Annotated in this window: 20 protein-coding genes and 2 pseudogenes; 21 read left to right on the top strand and 1 reads right to left on the bottom strand. The window is 31.8% G+C overall.

The window, feature by feature from the left end:
* Nucleotides 1–33 precede the first annotated feature (33 nt).
* The 15 genes and pseudogenes from rpsO to rny all read left to right on the top strand — a co-directional run bounded on the left by rpsO (nt 34) and on the right by rny (nt 17479).
* Entirely contained in the window at nt 34–303 is a 270-nt protein-coding gene (gene rpsO / locus HMPREF2647_RS05805; protein ID WP_017174614.1) for a 30S ribosomal protein S15, read from the top strand.
* 136 nt (nt 304–439) lie between these two features.
* The gene (pnp, locus tag HMPREF2647_RS05800; RefSeq protein WP_019835109.1) at nt 440–2536 is read left to right on the top strand and encodes a polyribonucleotide nucleotidyltransferase; all 2097 of its coding nucleotides are present in this window, start codon (nt 440–442) and stop codon (nt 2534–2536) included.
* Between the two features lie 205 nt (nt 2537–2741).
* Nucleotides 2742–4415, top strand: coding sequence for a ribonuclease J2 (rnjB, locus tag HMPREF2647_RS05795; protein ID WP_017174616.1), 1674 nt, complete (start codon nt 2742–2744; stop codon nt 4413–4415).
* 336 nt (nt 4416–4751) lie between these two features.
* A pseudogene (locus tag HMPREF2647_RS11595) lies at nt 4752–5424 on the top strand (cell division protein FtsK); the annotation flags it as partial.
* 77 nt (nt 5425–5501) lie between these two features.
* Nucleotides 5502–7175 (top strand): annotated as a pseudogene (locus HMPREF2647_RS05790) (DNA translocase FtsK); the annotation flags it as partial.
* A gap of 2 nt (nt 7176–7177) precedes the next feature.
* On the top strand, nt 7178–7894 hold the full coding sequence (locus HMPREF2647_RS05785) for a GntR family transcriptional regulator (RefSeq protein ID WP_048762400.1): 717 nt from the start codon (nt 7178–7180) through the stop codon (nt 7892–7894).
* Nucleotides 7895–7987: 93 nt separating this feature from the next.
* A complete protein-coding gene (yfmF, locus tag HMPREF2647_RS05780; protein WP_371089566.1) occupies nt 7988–9187 on the top strand; it encodes an EF-P 5-aminopentanol modification-associated protein YfmF in 1200 nt (399 codons plus the stop codon).
* A complete protein-coding gene (yfmH, locus tag HMPREF2647_RS05775) occupies nt 9187–10473 on the top strand; it encodes an EF-P 5-aminopentanol modification-associated protein YfmH (protein ID WP_048679827.1) in 1287 nt (428 codons plus the stop codon). Before yfmF ends, yfmH begins: the two co-directional genes overlap by 1 nt.
* A 2-nt stretch (nt 10474–10475) precedes the next feature.
* Nucleotides 10476–11180: an elongation factor P 5-aminopentanone reductase gene (ymfI, locus tag HMPREF2647_RS05770; protein WP_019835106.1), complete on the top strand. Its 705-nt coding sequence runs from the start codon at nt 10476–10478 to the stop codon at nt 11178–11180.
* A 118-nt stretch (nt 11181–11298) separates the two neighbouring features.
* A complete protein-coding gene (locus HMPREF2647_RS05765; RefSeq protein WP_002448864.1) occupies nt 11299–12141 on the top strand; it encodes a DUF3388 domain-containing protein in 843 nt (280 codons plus the stop codon).
* 20 nt (nt 12142–12161) lie between these two features.
* Nucleotides 12162–12554, top strand: coding sequence for a helix-turn-helix domain-containing protein (locus HMPREF2647_RS05760; RefSeq protein ID WP_017174622.1), 393 nt, complete (start codon nt 12162–12164; stop codon nt 12552–12554).
* 32 nt (nt 12555–12586) lie between these two features.
* The gene (gene pgsA, locus HMPREF2647_RS05755; RefSeq protein ID WP_017174623.1) at nt 12587–13162 is read left to right on the top strand and encodes a CDP-diacylglycerol--glycerol-3-phosphate 3-phosphatidyltransferase; all 576 of its coding nucleotides are present in this window, start codon (nt 12587–12589) and stop codon (nt 13160–13162) included.
* A gap of 132 nt (nt 13163–13294) precedes the next feature.
* The gene (locus HMPREF2647_RS05750) at nt 13295–14434 is read left to right on the top strand and encodes a CinA family nicotinamide mononucleotide deamidase-related protein (protein WP_019835105.1); all 1140 of its coding nucleotides are present in this window, start codon (nt 13295–13297) and stop codon (nt 14432–14434) included.
* A 175-nt stretch (nt 14435–14609) separates the two neighbouring features.
* Nucleotides 14610–15656 (top strand): recombinase RecA, encoded by a 1047-nt coding sequence (gene recA, locus HMPREF2647_RS05745; protein WP_002448773.1) that lies wholly within the window; start codon nt 14610–14612, stop codon nt 15654–15656.
* A 263-nt stretch (nt 15657–15919) separates the two neighbouring features.
* A complete protein-coding gene (gene rny, locus HMPREF2647_RS05740) occupies nt 15920–17479 on the top strand; it encodes a ribonuclease Y (protein ID WP_070436712.1) in 1560 nt (519 codons plus the stop codon).
* Between the two features lie 73 nt (nt 17480–17552).
* Here rny and HMPREF2647_RS05735 read toward each other — a convergent pair whose 3' ends face one another.
* On the bottom strand, nt 17553–17768 hold the full coding sequence (locus tag HMPREF2647_RS05735) for a hypothetical protein (protein WP_002448781.1): 216 nt from the start codon (nt 17766–17768) through the stop codon (nt 17553–17555).
* Between the two features lie 153 nt (nt 17769–17921).
* On the opposite strand from HMPREF2647_RS05735, the gene HMPREF2647_RS05730 reads away from it, so the two are divergent.
* The 6 genes from HMPREF2647_RS05730 (at nt 17922) to miaB (ending at nt 24309) form a co-directional block, all read left to right on the top strand.
* Complete coding sequence (locus HMPREF2647_RS05730; RefSeq protein ID WP_017174625.1) at nt 17922–18716, top strand: TIGR00282 family metallophosphoesterase; 795 nt, start codon at nt 17922–17924, stop codon at nt 18714–18716.
* A 109-nt stretch (nt 18717–18825) separates the two neighbouring features.
* A complete protein-coding gene (locus tag HMPREF2647_RS05725; protein WP_070859712.1) occupies nt 18826–20586 on the top strand; it encodes a 2-oxoacid:acceptor oxidoreductase subunit alpha in 1761 nt (586 codons plus the stop codon).
* Nucleotides 20587–21453, top strand: a complete 867-nt coding sequence (locus HMPREF2647_RS05720) for a 2-oxoacid:ferredoxin oxidoreductase subunit beta (protein ID WP_002448821.1) — start codon at nt 20587–20589, stop codon at nt 21451–21453.
* A gap of 146 nt (nt 21454–21599) precedes the next feature.
* Entirely contained in the window at nt 21600–22220 is a 621-nt protein-coding gene (locus HMPREF2647_RS05715; protein WP_017174628.1) for a poly-gamma-glutamate hydrolase family protein, read from the top strand.
* A gap of 63 nt (nt 22221–22283) precedes the next feature.
* On the top strand, nt 22284–22580 hold the full coding sequence (locus HMPREF2647_RS05710) for a thiamine-binding protein (RefSeq protein ID WP_002448768.1): 297 nt from the start codon (nt 22284–22286) through the stop codon (nt 22578–22580).
* Nucleotides 22581–22764: 184 nt separating this feature from the next.
* On the top strand, nt 22765–24309 hold the full coding sequence (gene miaB / locus HMPREF2647_RS05705) for a tRNA (N6-isopentenyl adenosine(37)-C2)-methylthiotransferase MiaB (RefSeq protein ID WP_017174629.1): 1545 nt from the start codon (nt 22765–22767) through the stop codon (nt 24307–24309).
* The last annotated feature ends 1 nt before the right edge of the window (nt 24310 follow it).

Below are 24310 nucleotides of genomic sequence, written 5' to 3'. Positions count from 1 at the left end.
AAGGTGTAAACAAAAATTAGGAGGAATTTAATTATGGCTATTACTCAAGAACGTAAAAATGAAATTATTAAAGAATATCGTGTACACGAAACAGATACTGGTTCACCAGAAGTACAAATCGCTGTTTTAACTGCAGAAATCTCTGCATTAAACGAACACTTACGTGAACACAAAAAAGATCACCATTCACGTCGTGGATTATTAAAAATGGTTGGTCGTCGTAGACACTTATTAAACTACTTACGTAGTAAAGATATTCAACGTTACCGTGAATTAATTAAATCATTAGGTATTCGTCGTTAATTTTAAATATATTGAAGGGAAAGCACCATTTAGATTGGTACTTTCCTTTTTTTGTATTTTTATCATAAACACTAATATAAAAATATATAAATAAATGATATGATGTAAGTATTAGATTTCAGAGAGGAGATTCATAATGTCTCAAGAAAAGAAAGTGTTCAAAACTGAATGGGCTGGAAGATCGTTAACGATTGAGACAGGTCAATTAGCGAAACAAGCTAATGGTGCAGTTTTAGTACGTTATGGTGATACTGTTGTATTATCTACAGCAGTTGCTTCTAAAGAGCCACGTGATGGTGATTTTTTCCCCTTAACAGTTAACTATGAAGAAAAAATGTATGCGGCTGGTAAAATTCCAGGTGGATTTAAAAAACGCGAAGGTCGTCCTGGAGATGAAGCGACACTTACTGCACGTTTAATTGATAGACCAATTAGACCATTATTCCCTAAAGGTTATCGACATGACGTTCAAATTATGAATACTGTATTAAGTGCGGATCCAGACTGCTCCCCAGAAATGGCAGCAATGATTGGATCGTCAATGGCATTGAGCGTGTCTGATATTCCATTCCAAGGACCAATTGCCGGTGTAAATGTAGGATATATTGATGGAAAATACGTGATTAATCCAACACTTGAACAAAAAGAAGTATCTCGTTTAGATTTAGAAGTTGCTGGTCATAAAGATGCTGTAAATATGGTTGAAGCAGGTGCGAGTGAAATTACAGAACAAGAAATGCTTGAAGCGATTTTCTTTGGTCATGAAGAGATAAAACGCTTAGTTGCTTTCCAAGAAGAAGTTGTTGAGCATATTCAACCTGTAAAAAAAGAATTTATTCCTGTTGAACGTGATGAAGAATTAGTACAACGAGTAAAATCTTTAACGGAAGAAAAAGGATTAAAAGAAACTGTATTAACATTTGACAAACAACAACGTGATGAAAATTTAGATGCACTTAAAGCAGAAATCGCTACTGAATTTGTAGACGAAGCGGATCCAGAAAATGAGTTGCTTATCGATGAAGTATATGCGATTTTAAATGATTTAGTAAAAGAAGAAGTTCGTCGATTAATTGCAGATGAAAAAATTAGACCTGATGGACGTAAACCAGATGAAATTCGTCCGCTTGAATCAGAAGTTGGTTTATTACCACGTGCACATGGTTCTGGATTGTTTACCCGTGGACAAACTCAAGCATTATCTGTACTTACTTTAGGAGCATTAGGAGACTACCAACTTATTGATGGATTAGGACCTGAAATTGAAAAACGTTTTATGCACCACTATAATTTCCCTAATTTCTCAGTAGGTGAAACGGGTCCAGTGAGAGCGCCAGGTCGTCGTGAAATTGGTCATGGTGCACTAGGTGAAAGAGCGCTTAGATATATCATTCCTGACACTACAGAGTTCCCTTACACAATTCGTATTGTGAGTGAAGTATTAGAGTCAAATGGATCATCTTCACAAGCTTCAATTTGTGGATCAACATTAGCGTTAATGGATGCTGGTGTGCCTATTAAAGCTCCAGTAGCTGGTATTGCTATGGGTCTTGTCACTCGTGAAGATAGTTATACAATTTTAACTGATATTCAAGGTATGGAAGATGCTTTAGGTGATATGGACTTCAAAGTTGCTGGAACTAAAGAGGGAATTACTGCGATTCAAATGGATATCAAAATTGATGGTTTAACACGTGAAGTGATTGAAGAAGCTCTTGAACAAGCTCGTCAAGGTCGTTTAGCGATTATGGATCATATGTTACAAACAATCGATCAACCACGTAGTGAATTAAGTGCATATGCACCTAAGGTAGAAATTATGCATATCAAACCTGAAAAAATTCGTGATGTCATTGGCCCAGGTGGTAAAAAAATTAATGAAATTATTGACGAAACTGGCGTTAAGTTAGATATTGAACAAGATGGCACTATCTTTATTGGCGCTGTTGATCAAGAAATGATAAATAGAGCTCGAGAAATTATTAATGAAATTACACGCGAAGCTGAAGTTGGCCAAGTATACCATGCGAAAGTTAAGCGTATTGAAAAATATGGTGCTTTTGTAGAATTATTCCCAGGTAAAGATGCTTTATTACACATTTCTCAAATTTCTAAAGATAGAATAAATAAAGTTGAAGACGTTTTAAAAATCGGTGATACAATTGAAGTTAAAATTACAGAAATTGATAAACAAGGCCGTGTAAATGCGTCTCATAAAGTTTTAGATGAATAAGTGAATGAAGTTAAGGTTAGGACAAAATGAAGTCCTAACCTTCTTTATATATATAAAGAATGATTTTATGAAAGTATATATTTTTTTATTAAAGGTCTTTTACTCCTTAGTTACAACACACTTTAATAGTGTACATCCTTCGTAAATTAAATTATAATAAATTATGAGTTTATATGGACGGGAATTAATTATAGGAGGTAACATTTTGAGTTTAGTAAAGAAAAAGAATGACGATATTCGCATTATTCCACTTGGGGGCGTAGGCGAAATCGCTAAAAATATGTATATCGTCGAAGTAGACGATGAGATGTTTATGTTAGATGCAGGATTAATGTTTCCTGAAGATGAAATGTTAGGAGTAGATATTGTTATTCCTGACATCCAATATGTAGTAGAAAACAAAGATAAATTAAAAGGGATATTTTTAAGTCATGGTCATGAACATGCAATTGGTGCAGTGAGTTATATTTTAGAGCAAGTTGATGCACCAATTTATGGATCAAAACTTACTTTAGCTTTAGTTAAAGAAAGTATCAAAGAAAGAAATATAAAGAAAAAAGTACGATATTATACTGTAAATCATGATTCAGTGATGAGATTTAAAAACGTCAATATTACTTTCTTTAATACATCACATAGTATTCCAGATAGTTTAGGTATCTGTATTCATACTTCACACGGTTCAATTGTATATACAGGTGAATTTAAATTTGACCAAAGTTTACAAGGGCATTATGCTCCTGATATGAAACGCATGGCTGAAATTGGAGAAGAAGGTGTTTTTGCTTTGATTAGTGATTCAACTGAAGCAGAAAAACCTGGTTATAATACTCCAGAAAATGTCATAGAATCGCATATTTATGATGCATTTGCTAAAGTAAAAGGACGCTTAATTGTTTCATGCTATGCATCGAATTTTATTAGAATTCAACAAGTATTGAATGTTGCTAGTAAATTAAATCGTAAAGTATCTTTCTTAGGAAAATCTCTTGAAAGTTCATTTAATACTGCACGCAAAATGGGATATTTTGATATTCCTAAAGATTTATTGCTTCCAATCAATGAAGTTGAAAACTATCCTAAAAATGAAGTCGTTATTATAGCAACAGGTATGGAAGGCGAACCTATTGAAGCGTTGAGTCAAATGGCCCAACATAAACATAAGATTTTAAATATTGAAGAGGGCGATTCAGTTTACTTAGCCATCACTGCTTCAGCAAATATGGAAGTTATTATAGCCAATACGTTAAATGAACTTGTTCGAGCAGGTGCACATATTATTCCAAATAATAAAAAAATTCATGCCTCTAGTCATGGTTGTATGGAAGAATTAAAAATGATGATTAATATTATGAAACCTGAATACTTTATTCCTGTTCAAGGTGAATTTAAAATGCAAATTGCTCATGCAAAATTAGCAAATGAAGCAGGTGTTGCACCTGAAAAGATTTTCCTTGTCGAAAAAGGTGATGTGATTCATTTTGATGGCTCACACATGGTATTAAATGAAAAAGTAAATTCAGGTAATATTCTTATCGATGGTATAGGTGTAGGAGACGTTGGAAATATTGTGTTAAGAGATCGTCATCTTCTTGCAGAGGATGGTATCTTTATTGCAGTAGTAACATTAGACCCTAAAAATAGACGTATAGCTGCTGGACCTGAAATTCAATCACGCGGATTCGTTTACGTACGTGAAAGTGAAGAATTAATGCAAGAAGCGGAAGATAAAGTTCGAGAAATTGTGGAAGCTGGACTACAAGAAAAACGCATTGAGTGGTCTGAAATTAAACAAAATATGCGCGACCAAATTAGCAAGCTTTTATTCGAAAGTACAAAACGTCGCCCAATGATTATTCCAGTTATTTCTGAAATTTAAAAGATATACATTTAATAAAGAGGTCGGGACAATATCACTTTTATAAAATAATTAAAAATATAAACGTTTATCATTCTTATTTATAGATTCATTGATGTATTAAATTGAAAGTATATAAAAGATAAGACATTTACCCTAACTTTTATAGTGAACTCTATAATTTTAAAAGATGATTTGACTCATTTATTTTTAATTATTTAAAAATGGGCTTAAGAGTCTATGTGATACATATTGTCTCAACCTCTTTCATACTTTTAACTCTAAAACATAACTTACATTTTTTTATATTTTTGAAAATGTCATTATTATAATTAAAAATAAAAGAAGGTGTAACATTTGCCACGAACTAAGAAAAAAACAACGACTAGAAAAACCAATTCAAAGACGAAAACGAAAGCACGCCAAACTAAAAAGAAAAAGCAACAAAAAACAGATAGTTCTATAAGGTATATTATTGCTATTGTAATTGTGATTATATCTATTTTAGGAATATTTCAATTAGGGCTTGTTGGTAGAATGATTGATAGCTTTTTCAATTATTTATTTGGCGCAAGTCGTTACCTTACATATATTTTAGTAAGTTTAATTACGATTTATATTGCAATGCAAAGACATTTTCCAAAAACACGTCGTACATTCGGTCTCATTTTATTACAATTTGTATTACTGATTGTTTCTCAACTCATTTATTATTTTTCTAAAGGAGAAGTTGCGAAAAGAGAACCGGTATTGTCTTACGTCTATAAATCTTATGAACATACTCATTTTCCAAATTTCGGTGGAGGTATTATAGGCTTTTATTTATTAAAATTATTTGTACCTTTAATCTCTATTGCTGGGATTATCATTGTGACTTTGATTTTACTGATATCGAGCTTTATCCTATTACTAAAATTACATCATAGAGATGTGGCGAGAAACACAATTGATTATTTTAAACGTTCTACTCAGAGTGCCTCATCTACTTTAAAAGAAAAAAGAGAAGCAAATAAAATTAGAAGAGAAGAACGATTACGTGAAAAAGAAGAACAGCGTCAAGCATTGGCACACCAAAGAGAATTAGAAGAACAACAAAGGAAAGATGAAGTCATGAAAGATGTGAGTGACTTCCCAGAAGTGAAACAGCAACATGAAGATATTCCTATATATAGCCATCATGCAGCAACGGATGAAGAAAAAGTACGATCTAAACGTAAAAAACGTCAATTTGACATAGACCATCAAGATAAAGAACCTACGCATGTGTCTGCGTCAAATTCTATGAAAAAAGATAAAATAAAACACGTTTCTAATGATGACGATACGAATAATAGTTCGATCATAGAAGCAGGAGAAGTTGGCAATGTAGCCTATCACATTCCTCCTTTATCATTACTTAAACAGCCAACAAAACAAACGACAACTTCAAGAGCTGAAGTACAACGTAAAGGTCAAATATTAGAATCAACCATGAAAAATTTTGGAGTTAATGCTAAAGTGACTCAAATTAAAATTGGACCGGCTGTCACTCAATATGAAGTTCAACCAGCTCAAGGTGTTAAAGTAAATAAAATCGTTAATTTACATAATGATATAGCTTTAGCACTTGCTGCGAAGGACATTCGTATTGAAGCGCCTATACCTGGACGTTCAGCTGTAGGCATTGAGGTTCCAAATGATAAAATTTCTTTAGTTACGCTAAAAGAAGTTTTAGAATCTAAGTTTCCAGCAAAAAATAAATTAGAAGTCGGTTTAGGACGAGACATCTCCGGAGAACCAATGACTATTGAATTGAATGAAACACCTCACTTATTAGTGGCTGGTTCTACAGGTAGTGGTAAGTCAGTATGTATCAACGGTATTATTACGAGCATTTTATTAAACGCTAAGCCACACGAGGTAAAATTAATGTTAATTGATCCTAAAATGGTAGAATTAAATGTATATAATGGTGTTCCACATTTATTAATACCTGTAGTAACAAATCCTCATAAAGCATCACAGGCATTAGAGAAAATTGTAGCTGAAATGGAACGTCGTTACGATTTATTTCAACATTCGTCTACTAGAAACATTGAAGGATACAATCAATTTATAAGACGTCAAAATGAAGAACTTGATGAAAAGCAATCAGAACTTCCTTATATCGTTGTCATTGTTGATGAATTAGCAGATTTAATGATGGTGGCAGGAAAAGAAGTTGAAAATGCAATACAGCGTATCACACAAATGGCCCGTGCAGCCGGTATACATTTAATTGTAGCAACACAACGTCCTTCTGTAGATGTTATCACGGGGATTATTAAAAATAATATCCCTTCAAGAATTGCATTTGCTGTAAGTTCACAAACAGACTCTAGAACAATCATAGGCTCTGGAGGAGCAGAGAAATTATTAGGCAAAGGCGACATGCTTTATGTTGGTAATGGTGAATCCACACAGACACGTGTTCAAGGTGCATTTTTAAGTGATCAAGAAGTACAAGAAGTTGTAAATTATGTAGTTGAACAACAAAAAGCAAATTACGTAAAAGAAATGGAACCTGATGCTCCTGTAGAGAAATCAGAAATGAAAAGTGAAGATGCACTATATGATGATGCATACGCTTTTGTAATTGAGAAACAAAAAGCAAGTACGTCGCTTTTACAAAGACAATTCAGAATTGGATATAATCGTGCATCAAGATTAATGGACGATTTAGAGAGAAATAATGTTATTGGTCCACAAAAAGGCAGTAAACCAAGACAAGTTTTAATAGATTTTGAGAATGAAGAGGTGTGAGTATGACTGAATTGAACTCAGTTTTTAAAGTAAAAGAATATATTTTTAAAAAAATAAAAAATCATTCTTTAAAACCTGGTGATAAACTTCCTAGCAATTTATCTATTGCTAGAGAAGTTAACGTTAAAACAGATGATGTCTATGAAGCGATTGGAGAACTTATTATTGAACAAGTTTTAACTGATAATTTTGAAGAAGGAACAAGTATAAAGGCTCTACAGCCCTTTTATTATCCTTTAAATAAATTATTTAGTATTAGTGAAATGATTAAAAAAGCGGGATATGAAGCAAGTACAGAATATTTGAGTTTAGAGCAGCAACCCGCTTCTTTATTAGATGCAAAAATGTTAGATATTGAAGATAAGCAGCCTATAACAATTATTGAAAGACTACGTACTGCGAATCATCATCCAGTTATTTATTGTTTAGATAAGATTGCTGAACATCATTTAACTTGTACCGAATATCAAGAAAGTGATGGATCGATGCTTAATGCAATTGAACTTAATACTGGGCATAAGGTAGCTTCTGCTGAAACTGAAATTGAAGCAATCAGTTATGAACCTCATATTTCTAGCATATTGAATGCTGAACCACATGAGGGATTAATGTTATTAAAGGTTGTCCATTATGATGAAATGGGTAAACCTATTTTATACTCATTAAATTATATAAAAAGTAGCCTAGTGAAGTTTAAATTAACACGCACAAAAATTTAATAACAGGTAAAGGAGTGATTGATTATTTTGAAACAATATACTAATCATCAAATACATATTGATATTCTTCCAACTGAGAAATTTAAAACAACGATGATCACATTTAAATTTATGGCACCACTTGATTACGAAACAATTACTGCTCGTTCATTACTAAGTAAAGTATTGGTTCGTGCCACAAAAAAATGGCCAACAGATAAATCATTTAATAAACAATTATCAGAGCTTTATGGAGCTTATATTAATAGCTTTGTTTCTAAATTTAAAGATAAACATGTCATTACTATTTCTTTAGAAATTGTAAATGAACGTTATCTTAAAGATACTACACCATTATTTGAAAAAGGTTTGAATTTATTAAAAGAAGTCATCATGAATCCACTTGTTGAGAATAATTCATTCAACTCTACATTTGTTACTCAAGAAAAATCATTATTACATAAAAAAATAGAAGCGATGATTGACAATAAAGCGCAATATTCATTTATTAATTTATTAAAATATATGTTCAAAAATGAAGCTTATCGTTATTTAGCTATAGGTCAAATAGAAAATATTGCGCGTATTACAAATGAAAGTTTGTATGATACATATAAATCTATGATAAATAATGACATGTGTTCAGTGTATGTAGTGGGAAATGTAAATGAAAAAGAAGTTACATCACTCATAGAAAATTCATTTAGTCTTAGCTCAACGACGTTTGACTTTAATCATAATGTAAATACTGACTGTACCGACCAATCTACTGAAACAATCATTGAAAAAGATACCGTTGACCAAGCTAAATTAAATTTAGGTTATCGTTTTCCAACTCATTATGGAAACGAAGATTACTATGCACTTGTCGTATTAAATACTATGTTTGGCGGTGATCCTTCTTCAGTACTATTTAATGAAGTACGTGAAAAACAAAGTCTAGCTTATTCTATTCATTCGCAATTAGATGGAAAAAATGGCTATTTATTTGTATTAAGTGGTGTATCTGTTGAAAAATACGATATTGCAAAAACTACAATTATTGAAGAATTCGAGAAGTTTAAAGTAGGAGATTTCTCTGAAGAAAAATTAGCATTAGCTAAAAAAATTATCATTTCACAACGACAAGAAATTGCAGATAGACCTAAAGGTATTATTGAAGTCATGCAAAATCAACTACTTTTAAATCAGCCTCAATCAGATAAAGAATACATGGAATTAATTAATAAAGTGACTAAAGAAGATGTCGTTAAAATGGCAAATCAAGCCTATTTAGATACGATATATGTATTAACGAAGGGAGGTCAATCATAGTGCAAGAACAATATTATGAATTAATTGATGAACGCGTCTATAAACATGAACTAAATAATGGATTACGCTTATTTGTAATTCCTAAAAAAGGATTTCAAAAAACATATGTGACCTATACAACTCAATTCGGTTCGTTGGATAATACATTTAAACCTCATCATAAAGATCAATATGTGACTGTACCAGATGGAGTAGCACATTTTTTAGAGCATAAGTTATTTGAAAAAGACGATGATGAAGATTTATTTACTGCTTTTGCCAATGATAATGCTCAAGTCAATGCATTTACAAGTTTTGATCGTACGAGTTATTTGTTTAGTGCAACTGATCAAGTTGAACGAAATATTCTACGTTTACTTGATATGGTGGAAACACCCTATTTTTCAAAAGAAACAGTAGACAAAGAAAAAGGGATTATTGCTGAAGAAATTAAAATGTATCAAGAACAACCAGGATATAAAATTATGTTCAATACATTACGCGCAATGTATCATCATCATCCAATTAAAGTAGATATTGCAGGTAGTGTTGAGAGTATTTATAGTATCACTAAAGATGATTTATACTTATGTTATGAAACGTTTTATCATCCATCCAATATGGTATTATTTGTCGTAGGAGATGTGGATCCTAAACGTATTTGTAATGTTATTGAAGAACATGAAAATCGTCGTCATAAAACAAATCAACCTTCTATTCAAAGAGGAGCAATAAAAGAACCAAATGAAGTAGTTCAATCATTTGTATCTGAAAAAATGAAATTACAGTCTCCACGTTTAATGCTAGGGTTTAAAAATGAACCTTTGGATGAAGCCCCTGAGAAATATGTTCAAAGAGATTTAGAAATGACTTTATTTTTTGAACTCGTATTCGGTGAAGAAACAGATTTCTATCAATCTCTTCTTAATGATGATTTAATTGATGATTCATTTGGATATCAATTTGTTCTTGAACCTACTTATAGTTTCTCAATTATTACAAGTGCTACTCATGAACCGGATCAATTAAAGGATAGGTTACTTACTGAATTAAAGAAATATAGAGGAAACTTAAAAGATTCAGAAGCATTTGAATTATTGAAGAAGCAGTTTATTGGTGAATTTATCTCTAGTTTGAATTCCCCAGAATATATTGCAAATCAATATGCAAAATTATATTTTGAGGGTGTAAGTGTATTTGATATGTTAGATATTGTAGAAAATATTACTTTAGATAGTATTAATGAAACTGCCAAACAATATCTAAATATTGACCGTCTTGTTGATAGTCGCTTGGAGATAGATTAAATATGAAGGCATTAGTATTTGGTGGTTCTGGTAGTATTGGTAGTGCGATTGTAGATCGTTTATTAAAAGAGGGATATGAAGTAGTACTTCAATATTATCAATCTGATATCTCATCCTTAGAAAAAAAGTATAAAGGTGAAGCCGTAGAATTCATTCAAATGGATTTGACTCATGATATTGATTTAAATGATATATTTAGTCATATAAAACAGTTAGACTGTTTAATTTATAGTAGTGGTACATCATTATATGGCATGCTACAAGATATGAAAGATAAAGAGATAGATGAATGTTATCATATTCATGTCAAACAGTTGATTCGATGCTGTCGATATTTCATAGACCTATTGAGAAAAAGTACAAATGGTAGAATTATTGTTATCTCATCAATTTGGGGCGAGACGGGAGCAAGTATGGAAACTATTTATTCAGCAATGAAAAGTGCTCAAATTGGATTTGTAAAGGCCCTCAGTCAAGAGCTAGCATTGACGAATGTCACTGTGAATGCTATAGCACCTGGTTTTGTTTCAGGACGTATGGCTAAAGCATTCAGTGATGAAGACAAAGCAGTTATCTTATCTGAACTACCACAACAAAGAATGATAGCTCCACAAGAAGTAGCACATGTGTGTGCTTATTTATGCCATCCTAATGCTAAGAGTATTACAGGAACAGTCCAAAAGGTTAATGGTGGTTGGTATATTTAAAAAGTATCCTAAATTTTAAATGCAGATTTGACGATTCGTTTTTTATAATCAATGATATAATAAATTTAATTATATAAGGGGAATATTTCAAATTGTATTTAAACAAGGGGTTGGTTAGATGACTGTTGCTAAAAAAAAGGAATGGTATTTAGAATACGAGATAATTGTTAATCGGGCTGGACTTTTAGGCGACGTATCGAGTTTACTTGGTATGTTAGGAATTAGTATTATTACTATAAATGGTGTTGATCAAGGGCGTCGTGGATTACTTATTAAGACAGATAGTCTTGAAAAAGTCACACGTTTTGAAAATATCATTCATGAATTGAAAGAAATAGAAATAACAAAGTTAAGAATTCCAGAGTTACGTGATCGTTTAGCAGTGCGTCATGGTCGCTATATTGAACAAGATGCTGGTGACAAAAAAACATTTCGTTTTGAACGTGAAGATTTAGGTTTACTTGTCGACTTTTTAGCAGAATTATTTAAAGAAGATGGTCATAAATTAATAGGTATTAGAGGGATGCCTCGTGTTGGAAAAACAGAATCGATTGTCGCAGGTAGTGTCTGTGCGCATAAACGATGGCTATTTATAAGTTCAACATTAATTAAACAGACAGTTCGTAGTTCTCTTATAAAAGGTGAATATGATGCTAATCATGTTTATATTATTGATGGTGCGGTAACTGCTAGAGAAACAAATCCTAAACATCAACAGTTAGTTGAAGAAGTGATGACTTTACCGTCAATAAAAGTAGTTGAGCATCCAGATTTATTTATAGAAACAAATCAATATAGCATCGATGATTTTGATTATATTATCGAGCTACGTGAACATGAGAATCAAAAAATTGAATATGATCACATGAAACAACAAGTTAAACAACAAGCAATTAAAAGCAAAAACACATTAGATTTTGGAGAAGATGTGTTTGGCGGTGGCTTCGGTTTTTTTGAGTAATGAAGGTGGAGGCGTCAAAAGTGAAAACAATTGGTGAAACCTTAAAAGGTAGAAGAGAAAGATTAGGAATGACATTAACAGAATTAGAACAACGTACACAATTAAAGCGAGAAACGTTAAAATATATTGAAGAGAATAAATTTGATCAACTTGCCAAAGTGGATTACGCTGAAGGTTTTATTAGACGTTATGCAAGTGTAGTTAATATGGATGTAAATCAACTCATTAAAGTGCATCATGAAGAAATTCCTAATCAACATAATCAACTCGATACACTTTTACATCATTATCGACACAACGAAGTGCCCGAATATCGTACTAAAAATAAAGAACCTATTCAATTATTGATTATGATTAGTATTGTTATAATTATTACTTTTATTATGTGGGTATTAGCAGTATTATTAATATAATATACATATAAATTAAGAAATGAGGTATTAAAATGAATATACCTAACCAGATTACAGTTTTTAGAGTGATTTTGATTCCAGTATTTATATTATTTGCTCTAGTAAACTTTGGTTTTGGAAGTGTATCTGTATTAGGTGGATATGACATAAGAATAGAGCAACTTATTGCTGCTATTATTTTTATTGTAGCTTCTTTAAGTGATTTTTTAGATGGTTATTTAGCAAGAAAATGGCAACTTGTGACAAATATGGGTAAGTTTTTAGATCCATTAGCGGATAAATTATTAGTTTCTAGTGCTCTTATTGTTATGGTTCAATTAGGGCTAACTAATTCAGTTGTAGCAATTATTATCATTGCTCGTGAGTTTGCGGTTACAGGTTTACGTTTACTTCAAATTGAACAAGGATTTGTGAGTGCAGCAGGCCAATTAGGTAAAATTAAAACAGCTGTTACAATGGTAGCAATTATTTGGATTTTACTTGGTGATTTATTCTCAAACTGGATTGGATTCCAATTAGGACAAGTATTATTATACATTGGCGTATTCTTTACAATATTATCAGGAATTGAATATTTCTATAAAGGTAGAGATGTGTTTAAGCAATAAAAGTATAATCAAATAAAGTGAAATGTAATGAGAGTCGCATAAAATGACTCTCATTTTTTTGAGTTATTTTTTAGATTATATAATAGATTAAGTATAAAATATGAATTAAGACTATATAAGGGAGAGGGACATATGAATATATCTATCATAGCAGTAGGTTCAGAATTATTATTAGGTCAAATAGCAAATACAAATGGCCAATATTTATCAAAACTTTTCAATCAAATTGGAAAGAATATAGTTGAACATACAGTTATCGGTGATAATCCTGATCGTTTAGAATTTATTATTAGAGAAGGACTAAAAAGATTTGACACATTAGTGCTCACTGGTGGATTGGGCCCAACTAAAGACGATTTAACTAAACAGACAGTAGCAAAAGTATTAAATAAAAACTTAGTGACTAATGAAGAAGCATTAAATTATATTGAAGATTTTTTCAAAGAACAAGGGCAAGAAATGACACCTAATAATAAACAACAAGCACTTGTAGTAGAGGGAGCGAAAGTATTAAAAAATCATTATGGTATGGCTCCAGGTATGTTTATTGAAATGGATAATAAAAAAGTAATTCTGTTACCTGGTCCTCCGAGTGAAATGCAACCTATGGCTAAAAATGAGTTGCTTCCATTACTTATAGATAATGACAATACTATTTTTTCAGAGCAACTGAGATTTGCAGGAATTGGAGAATCGAAAGTTGAAACAGAACTTATGGATTTAATTGAAAAACAAACTAATCCTACGATAGCTCCGTTAGCAGGGAAACATGAAGTATATATTAGATTAACAGCAAATGCTTCTACACAAAGTGAATGTAAAACATTGATTCAACCTATAAAAGAAGAAATACTAGAACGAATTGGTCAATTTTATTATGGTTCAGATGACACATTGTTAGAACAATCTGTAATGGAACAAATGAATTCTACAGTAAGTATATATGACGGGGTAACGGATGGAGCGATTTATACTCGTTTAAAACGCTTTGATAAACAAAATATATTAAAAGGAATATTACCAGATAATGATATATTTTTAAATCATCATTCAAGTATTGAAATGCAATTAAGAGACGCCTCTTCATATGTAAAAGATTTATATAAAACTGAAATGGGTATAGCAATATTACATGAGAAAGAGGAAGTTTATCTAGCAATTAATACAAAAGATGATTTTAAAATGACTACATTTAAGATAACACAATCAAGAAATATACTGCCCAACAGAAGTCAAAATTATGTATTAATAAGATTATTAAATTGGCACTAAAATGTACTTAAATTAAAAAATGGTTATAATTTTCGGGCACATTTGTTCGATTTTGTATTCATTGTTCTTTTTTATACGAACAAATATTCGCAAAATACTTGTGTTTGAATATGGTTAAGAGTATAATATATATATAATATTAAATAGATAACTATCTCATATAGGAGGTTTCGCTTTGGATAATGATCGTCAAAAAGCTTTAGATACAGTTATAAAAAATATGGAAAAATCCTTTGGTAAGGGTGCAGTAATGAAATTAGGCGATAATAAAGGTCGTCGTGTATCTAGTGTATCAAGTGGTTCAGTTACTTTAGATAATGCACTAGGTGTAGGTGGTTATCCTAAAGGAAGAATTATTGAAATATATGGTCCTGAAAGTTCCGGTAAAACAACAGTAGCACTTCATGCCATTGCTGAAGTACAAAAAAATGGAGGCGTTGCTGCGTTTATCGATGCTGAACATGCACTTGATCCAGTATATGCTGAAGCATTAGGTGTTGATATAGATAATTTATATCTTTCTCAACCCGACCATGGTGAACAAGGTTTAGAAATAGCAGAAGCTTTCGTAAGAAGTGGAGCAGTTGACATTGTTGTTGTAGACTCAGTTGCTGCTTTGACTCCTAAAGCTGAAATTGAAGGTGAAATGGGAGATACACATGTTGGTCTTCAAGCACGTTTAATGTCTCAGGCTTTGCGTAAACTTTCAGGTGCAATTTCAAAATCAAATACTACAGCTATATTTATTAACCAAATTCGTGAAAAAGTTGGAGTAATGTTTGGTAATCCAGAAACTACACCAGGTGGTAGAGCATTAAAATTCTATAGCTCAGTACGTTTAGAAGTGCGTCGTGCAGAACAATTAAAACAAGGTCAAGATATTGTAGGTAACAGAACTAAAATTAAAGTTGTTAAAAATAAAGTAGCACCACCATTTAGAATTGCTGAAGTAGATATCATGTATGGTCAAGGTATTTCAAAAGAGGGCGAATTAATTGACTTAGGTGTAGAAAATGATATTGTCGATAAATCTGGTGCTTGGTACTCATATAATGGTGAGAGAATGGGTCAAGGTAAGGAAAATGTTAAAACATATCTTAAAGAAAACCCTCAAATTAAAGATGAAATCGATCGCAAATTACGTGAAAAATTAGGCATTTTCGATGGTGATGTTGAAGAAAATGAAGATAAATCATCACAAACATTATTCGATGAAGAATAATGTTAAATTTTTAATGCTTTAACTAGAATATACTTAAAAATATTAAAATTATTTTGTGTGAGAGTGAATGATGAGTTCGAAATGAATTCAATGTCACTCTCTTTCTTTTATAAGTATGTGTAGTGAAATTGAAGTGAAATTTCATATCTTGACACTACTGAGTACATAAACGTACAATTAATATGTATATTATTTATACAATTTATAAAAAATCATAGAGATTTTAATATACAAGCAAATACCTAGAAAAAGGAGGTGTTTATGTGAATTTATTAGACCTCCTACTCATTTTGCTGGGGATTATTCTAGGGGTTGTTGTAGGGTATTTTTTAGCCCGAAATATATTACATCAAAAGCAAATTCAAGCTAGACAAACTGCTAATGATATTATCAAACAAGGACAAAAAGAAGCAGATAATATCAAAAAAGAGAAATTATTAGAGGCAAAAGAAGAAAATCAAATCATTAGAGAACAAGTTGAAACAGAGCTACGTGAAAGACGTAGTGAGCTTCAAAGACAAGAAGCCCGAAATCTTCAAAAAGAGGAAAATTTAGATCGTAAATCAGAATTATTGGATAAAAAAGATGAGATTTTAGATCAAAAAGAATCCAAAATTGAAGAAAGACAACAACAAGTAGATGCAAAAGAGAGTAGTGTTCAGACGTTAATAATGAAGCATGAACAAGAATTAGAACGCATCTCCGGTCTCACTCAAGAGGAAGCAGTTAATGAACAACTTCATAGAGTGGAAGAAGAACTGTCACAAGATATTGCAGTGCTTGTTAAGGAAAAAGAAAGAGAAGCTAAAGAAAAAGTTAACAAATCAGCAAAAGAATTGTTAGCTACTACTGTACAAAGATTAGCTGCTGATCATACAACGGAATCTACTGTTTCAGTAGTTAATTTACCAAATGATGAGATGAAAGGTCGAATTATTGGTAGAGAAGGTAGAAATATTCGTACTTTAGAAACGTTAACAGGTATCGACTTGATTATTGATGATACTCCTGAAGCAGTGATTTTATCTGGATTTGATCCAATTAGACGTGAAATCGCTAGGACTGCATTAGTGAATTTGGTCTCTGATGGAAGAATTCATCCAGGTCGTATCGAAGAAATGGTAGATAAAGCTAGAAAAGAAGTAGATGACATCATTAGAGATGCAGGTGAACAAGCAACATTTGAAATCAATGTTCACAATATGCATCCAGATTTAGTGAAAATTTTAGGCCGTTTAAACTATAGAACAAGTTACGGCCAAAATGTCTTAAAACATTCTATGGAAGTCGCACATCTTTCTGGAATGTTAGCTGCTGAATTAGGCGAGGATGTTAGTTTAGCAAAAAGAGCTGGATTACTACATGATGTAGGTAAAGCAATTGATCATGAAGTTGAAGGTAGCCATGTTGAAATTGGTGTTGAATTAGCTAAAAAATACGGTGAAGTTGAAACTGTTATTAATGCGATTCATTCACATCATGGAGATGTTGAACCAACATCTATAATTTCAATTCTAGTAGCTGCTGCAGATGCATTATCGGCCGCGCGTCCAGGAGCACGTAAAGAAACACTTGAAAATTATATTCGTAGATTAGAACGCTTAGAAACTCTTTCAGAAAGTTATGAAGGTGTTGAAAAAGCGTTCGCAATTCAAGCTGGTAGAGAGATTAGAGTTATTGTTTCTCCTGAAGAAATAGATGATTTAAAATCTTACCGATTAGCTAGAGATATAAAAAATCAAATTGAAGAAGAATTACAATATCCAGGACATATTAAAGTGACAGTTGTTAGAGAGACTAGAGCAGTAGAGTATGCGAAGTAATTTTTAAAATTAAATAGGGACTCACTGAGTACTAAAAAACCTGAGACATGTTTAAAATGTCTCAGGTTTTTCATTATTTAAGTTGTAAATCAGTTTTTTTGATTTCAGAAAGAATTTCAGCTGTATCATAACAATTTGTAGCAATATTAGAATATCTTTCTGCTAAACGGTATGCGTTAATATATAATTCTAAGCTTTCTTTGGCCATATCTTCTGCATCTTCTGATTTTGATGGGTTTGCTTTTACAACTAGTTCTGCAAATTTTTCTGGATCGATATTAATAGACATTTAATTATACAACTCCTAAATTTTTATAATATTATAATAACATATGCTGTATGCATGCTAAAGTTAAGACTGTGTAATTTTAAAAAATATGAAACTCTACCTTTAATTATATAGTTATTTCAATTACACTATATTGTGAGAGGATGAACATTAATGCGAATTTTATTTATTGGAGATATCGTAGGAAAAGTAGGGAGAAATACCATTGCTGAATATTTGCCTAAATTAAAGCAAGCTTATAAGCCTACGTTGAGCATTGTTAATGCAGAAAATGCTGCTCATGGAAAAGGTTTAACTGAAAAATTATATAAACAATTGCTTAGAGATGGCGTGGATTTTATGACAATGGGTAATCATACTTATGGTCAAAGAGAAATTTATGACTTTATTGATGATGCTAAAAGAATGATAAGACCTGCTAATTTTCCGAGTGAAGCGCCAGGTGTTGGTATGCGTTTTATTCAGGTTAATGATATTAAAGTTGCCATCATTAACTTGCAAGGACGCTCATTTATGCAAGATATTGATGATCCATTTAAAAAAGCAGATCAATTGATTGAAGAAGCTAAAAAAGAAACTAATTATATTTTTGTAGATTTTCATGCAGAAACTACTTCAGAGAAAAATGCAATGGGTTGGTATTTAGATGGAAGAGTCAGCGCTGTTGTAGGCACACATACTCATATTCAAACATCTGATGAGCGTATTTTGCCCAATGGTACAGGCTATATTACAGATGTAGGTATGACTGGTTATTATGATGGAATACTAGGGATTAATCGCGAGGAAGTTATTAAGCGTTTTATTACAAGTTTGCCACAACGACATGTAGTGCCTGATAATGGTAGAAGTGTACTTTCAGGTGTTATTATAGATTTAGATAAAAATGGAAGAACCAAACTCATAGAACGCATTTTAATCAATGAGGATCATCCTTTTGATAAATAGTGTATAGTCCATTAGTATGAATTTAAATAAAAGCCACTGTTGACATAGTAAGACGGTGGTTATTTTTGTTATGATTTAGTATGAATTAATTCCACAGGAGGCTAATGATATGAAACCACAAATATCATGGAAAGTGGGCGGACAACAAGGTGAAGGTATTGAGTCAACTGGAGAAATATTTGCTACTGCAATGAATCGAAAAGGTTATTATTTATATGGATATCGACATTTCTCAAGCCGAATTAAAGGCGGTCATACAAATAATAAAATAAGAGTCTCAACTTCTCCAGTTTATGCAATTAGTGATGATTTAGATATTTTAGTTGCATTTGATCAAGAGACAATTGAATTAAATCATCATGAAATGAGAGAAGATAGTATTATTATTGCAGATGCTAAAGCTAAACCTTCTAAACCAGAACATTGTCGCGCTCAACTGATTGAATTACCGTTAACATTAACAGCTAAAGAATTAGGTACTGCACTGATGAAAAATATGGTAGCGATTGGTGCAACTTGCGCAGTAATGAAATTAGATACAACAACTTTCAAAACGTTAATTACAAATATGTTTACTAAAAAAGGTCAAAAAGTTGTTGAAATGAATATAGAAGCGCTTCATCAGGGTTATGAGTTGATGAAGGATAAATTAGATACAGTAAATGGTGATTATTTACTAGAAGATAGTGAGGGTACACCACATTTATACATGATTGGTAACGATGCAATTGGATTAGGCGCGATTTCGGCTGGTTCAAGATTTATGGCAGCTTATCCAATTACGCCCGCTTCAGAAATTATGGAGTATATGATTGCAAATGTTCCAAAAGTAGGAGGAACTGTAGTACAAACTGAAGATGAAATTGCTGCAGCGAATATGGCAATTGGTGCGAACTATGCAGGAGTTAGAGCATTTACTGCGAGTGCGGGACCAGGTTTATCTTTAATGATGGAAGCCATTGGTTTATCAGGTATGACTGAAACACCACTAGTTATTGTTAATACGCAACGTGGAGGCCCTTCAACTGGATTACCTACAAAACAAGAACAGTCAGATTTAATGCAAATGATATATGGAACACATGGAGATATTCCTAAGATAGTAGTAGCACCAACTGATGCTGAAGATGCTTTTTATTTAACTATGGAAGCTTTTAATTTAGCTGAAGAATATCAATGTCCAGTTATCGTATTAAGCGATTTGCAATTGTCATTAGGTAAACAAACAGTAAAACAACTCGATTACAATAGAATTCAAATTAAACGTGGAGAGCTTATTCAATCAGATATTGAACGTGATGAAGGTGATAGATCATACTTTAAACGTTATGCACTTACAACATCTGGAATTTCACAACGTCCAATCCCTGGTGTTAAAGGTGGTATTCACCATGTTACTGGTGTTGAACATAATCAAGAAGGTAAGCCAAGTGAAGCTGCTGACAACAGACGTGAACAAATGGAAAAACGTATGAGTAAAACTGCGAACTTACTTATTGAAACACCTGTTGATTATGATGAGAAACATGAGAAAGCAGATATTTTATATATTGGATTTATTTCAAGTAAAGGTGCAATTGAAGAAGGAAGTAAACGATTAAATAATAATGGTATTAAAGTTAATACGATGCAAATTCGCCAACTTCACCCATTACCAAAAGATATTATTCAACAAGCTATTGATAAAGCTTCAAGCGTCATAGTAGCTGAGCATAACTATCAAGGCCAATTATCAAATATCTTAAAAATGAATACTGCCATTCAAGACAAATTAGTTAATCAAACTAAATATGATGGTACACCTTTTTTACCACATGAAATAGAAGAAAAAGGACTTTCAGTAGCTAAAGATATGAAGGAGATGATGTAATTGGCTACATTTAAAGATTTTAGAAACAGTGTGAAGCCAAACTGGTGCCCAGGGTGTGGAGACTTTTCAGTACAAGCTGCAATCCAAAAAGCGGCAGCAAATTTAGGTTTAGAACCTGAAGAAGTGGCATTAATTACTGGAATAGGTTGTTCAGGTCGTTTATCAGGTTATATTAACTCTTATGGGGTACATGGTATTCATGGTCGTGCATTACCTCTTGCACAGGGAGTGAAAATGGCTAATAAAGACTTAACAGTCATTGCTTCAGGTGGCGACGGAGATGGTTATGCGATTGGCATGGGTCATACAATTCATGCATTACGTCGCAATATGAATATTACTTATATTGTTATGGATAACCAAATTTATGGCCTAACTAAAGGTCAAACGTCCCCATCTTCTGCTGTTGGATTTGTAACTAAATCAACACCTAAAGGAAATATAGAAAAAAATGTTGCGCCATTAGAATTAGCACTATCATCAGGTGCTACATTTGTAGCACAAGGTTTTTCAAGTGATATTAAAGCATTGACGAAATTAATTGAAGATGCAATTAATCATGATGGTTTTTCATTTGTAAATGTGTTTTCTCCATGTGTAACATATAATAAAGTGAATACGTATGATTGGTTTAAAGAACACTTAACTAGTATAGAAGATATTGAAAATTATGATCCAACAGATAAACAATTAGCGATGAAAACTGTATTAGAACATGAATCACTAGTTAAAGGTATTGTATATCAAGACACAACAACACCTTCATATGAATCACAAATTGAAGAATTAGATGAAAGTGCATTAACTAAAAGAGATATCCATCTTTCTGAACAAGAGTTTAATGACTTAACTGCTCAATTTGTATAATTTTTTTAAAGGCATTCTTGAAAGTATCATATGACTTCAAGAATGTCTTTTAATTTAAGTTTAAATTTATAAAAATCTTGTTAAACTTCATTTATTTATTTTTATTAGGGAAGAAAATAATATAGTAAATAAAAGGAGTGGGGATGTTGGACAAATTTAAATCAATGCAAGAATTGGAAAAAGAAACGATAGAAAATGAAGACTGGAAAATAATAACTAGAAATCGAAATAGTAGTGTTTCAATATTAGCAATTCATGGTGGAGGCATTGAACCTGCTACAACTGAATTAGCAAGTATAATTGCTGATGAAGGAGGATATAATTACTTTATTTTCGAAGGTTTACGTAGTAAAGGAAATAAAGAATTGCACGTAACTTCTACACGTTATGATAATAAAGATGCAATGAATCTGGTAACTGAAAGTAACCAAGCTATTGCTATTCATGGTTGTGAAGGGAACGAGAGCATTGCTTATGTTGGTGGAAAAGATGAACGTCTAAAATCACTCATCAAAGAACAATTAAATCATATTGGTATAAAAGCAAAAGAAGCACCAAGTCATATTTCAGGTCAACAGGATAATAATATTGTTAATTGTACAACTAGAGGTAGAGGTGTACAAATTGAGTTAACTACCTCATTACGTAAGGCTTTTTTCAAAAATAATAAAATAAATCGAAAAAGTAGAGAAAATCAGTCAAATTGGGATAAATTAATGTACGACTTTGCAAAAGCCATAAAATCTGCAATAGAAAATATAGAATAACTCAGATTTATAAAGATAATCATGATAAAATAAAATTATAAATAAATCATAGAGGTGAAATTTATGCAAGATACGTTAATGAGTGTACAAATAGTTCCTAAAACACCTAATAATGATGATGTTATTCCTTATGTAGATGAAGCTATTAAAATTATCGATCAGTCGGGGCTACATTACAGAGTAGGTCCTCTTGAAACGACTGTCCAAGGTGATATGAGTGAATGCTTAATTTTAATTCAAAAATTGAATGAAAGAATGGTTGAATTAGAATGTCCTAGTATTATTAGCCAAGTGAAGTTTTATCATGTGCCAGAAGGGATATCTATTGAAACTCTAACTGGTAAATATGATGAAGCATAACATATGTTAAAGTTAAATGAAGTTTAGTTAAAGTGGAGTAAGATTCAAGATGACATCTATTCCACTTTTTTATTCAATATTTAATAATAGAATATATTAATTTGTAAACTCTTTTTGCACTTTAATGCTAATTTTAATATAATGTACTAATGATATTAGGGCATATAGAAAGGATTTTTGTAAAGTGAATGAAGAGCAAAGAAAAGCTGGTACGATAGATATTTTAAACGAACGTAATAAAAAAGCAGAAAAAGACTATAGTAAATATTTCGAACATGTTTATCAACCACCTAATCTTAAAGAAGCAAAAAAGCGTGGTAAACAAGATGTTCAATATAACCGAGATTTTCATATTGAAGATAAATATAAAGGTATGGGGAAAGGACGAACATTTTTAATTAAAACATATGGTTGTCAAATGAATGCACATGATACTGAAGTAATGGCAGGAATTTTGCAAGCTTTAGACTATCAAGCAACTGATGATATTAATGAAGCGGATGTTATATTAATTAATACATGTGCTATTCGTGAAAATGCTGAAAATAAAGTATTTAGTGAAATAGGTAATTTAAAACATTTAAAGAAAAATAGACCTGAAACATTAATTGGTGTATGCGGTTGTATGTCACAAGAAGAATCTGTTGTAAATAAAATCTTAAAATCATATCAAAATGTGGATATGATTTTTGGAACGCATAATATCCATAAATTACCTGAAATTTTAGAAGAAGCATATTTATCAAAAGCCATGGTCGTTGAGGTTTGGTCTAAAGAAGGCGACGTTATTGAAAACCTACCTAAAGTGCGTGAAGGAAGTACAAAAGCATGGGTTAATATTATGTATGGATGTGATAAATTCTGTACATATTGTATTGTACCTTTTACACGAGGAAAAGAACGCAGTCGTAGACCACAAGATATCATTGAAGAAGTTCGAGGTCTCGCTCGTGAAGGTTATAAGGAAATTACGCTTCTAGGACAAAACGTTAATTCATATGGAAAAGATATTAAAGATTTAGATTATGGTCTAGGTGATTTATTAGAGGATATTTCTAAAATTGACATTCCACGTGTACGTTTTACAACGAGTCATCCTTGGGATTTTACAGATAGAATGATTGAAGTGATTGCAAAAGGTGGAAATATCGTTCCTCACATTCATTTACCTGTGCAATCTGGAAATAATGCTGTATTAAAAATAATGGGACGTAAATATTCACGTGAAAGTTACTTGGATTTAGTTGATAGAATTAAAGAAGCTATTCCTAATGTCGCCCTTACTACTGACATAATAGTAGGATATCCTAACGAAACAGAAGAACAATTTGAAGAAACACTTTCATTATACGATGAAGTTCAATTTGAACATGCTTATACGTATTTGTATTCACAAAGAGATGGTACGCCTGCTGCTAAAATGAAAGATAATGTTCCAACTGAAGTGAAAAAAGATCGCTTGCAACGTTTAAATAAAAAAGTTGGTCAATATTCAGAAAAAGCAATGCAACATTATGAAGGACAAGTTGTTACTGTTTTATGTGAAGGAACAAGTAAAAAAGATGAAACAGTTCTAGCAGGTTATACTGAAAAAAATAAATTAGTTAACTTTAAAGGACCACGTGAAGCCATTGGTCAACTTGTTGATGTTAAAGTTAAAGAAGCAAAACAATACTCATTAAATGGTGAATTTTTACATTTTCATAATCAAGTTATGGTGACTAATTAAT

Source organism: Staphylococcus sp. HMSC035D11 (genome assembly GCF_001836075.1).
GTDB classification, from domain to species: Bacteria; Bacillota; Bacilli; order Staphylococcales; family Staphylococcaceae; genus Staphylococcus; species Staphylococcus hominis.
The sequence above is the reverse complement of the archived record's forward strand: the minus strand, read 5'-3'. Positions and strand labels throughout refer to the sequence as shown.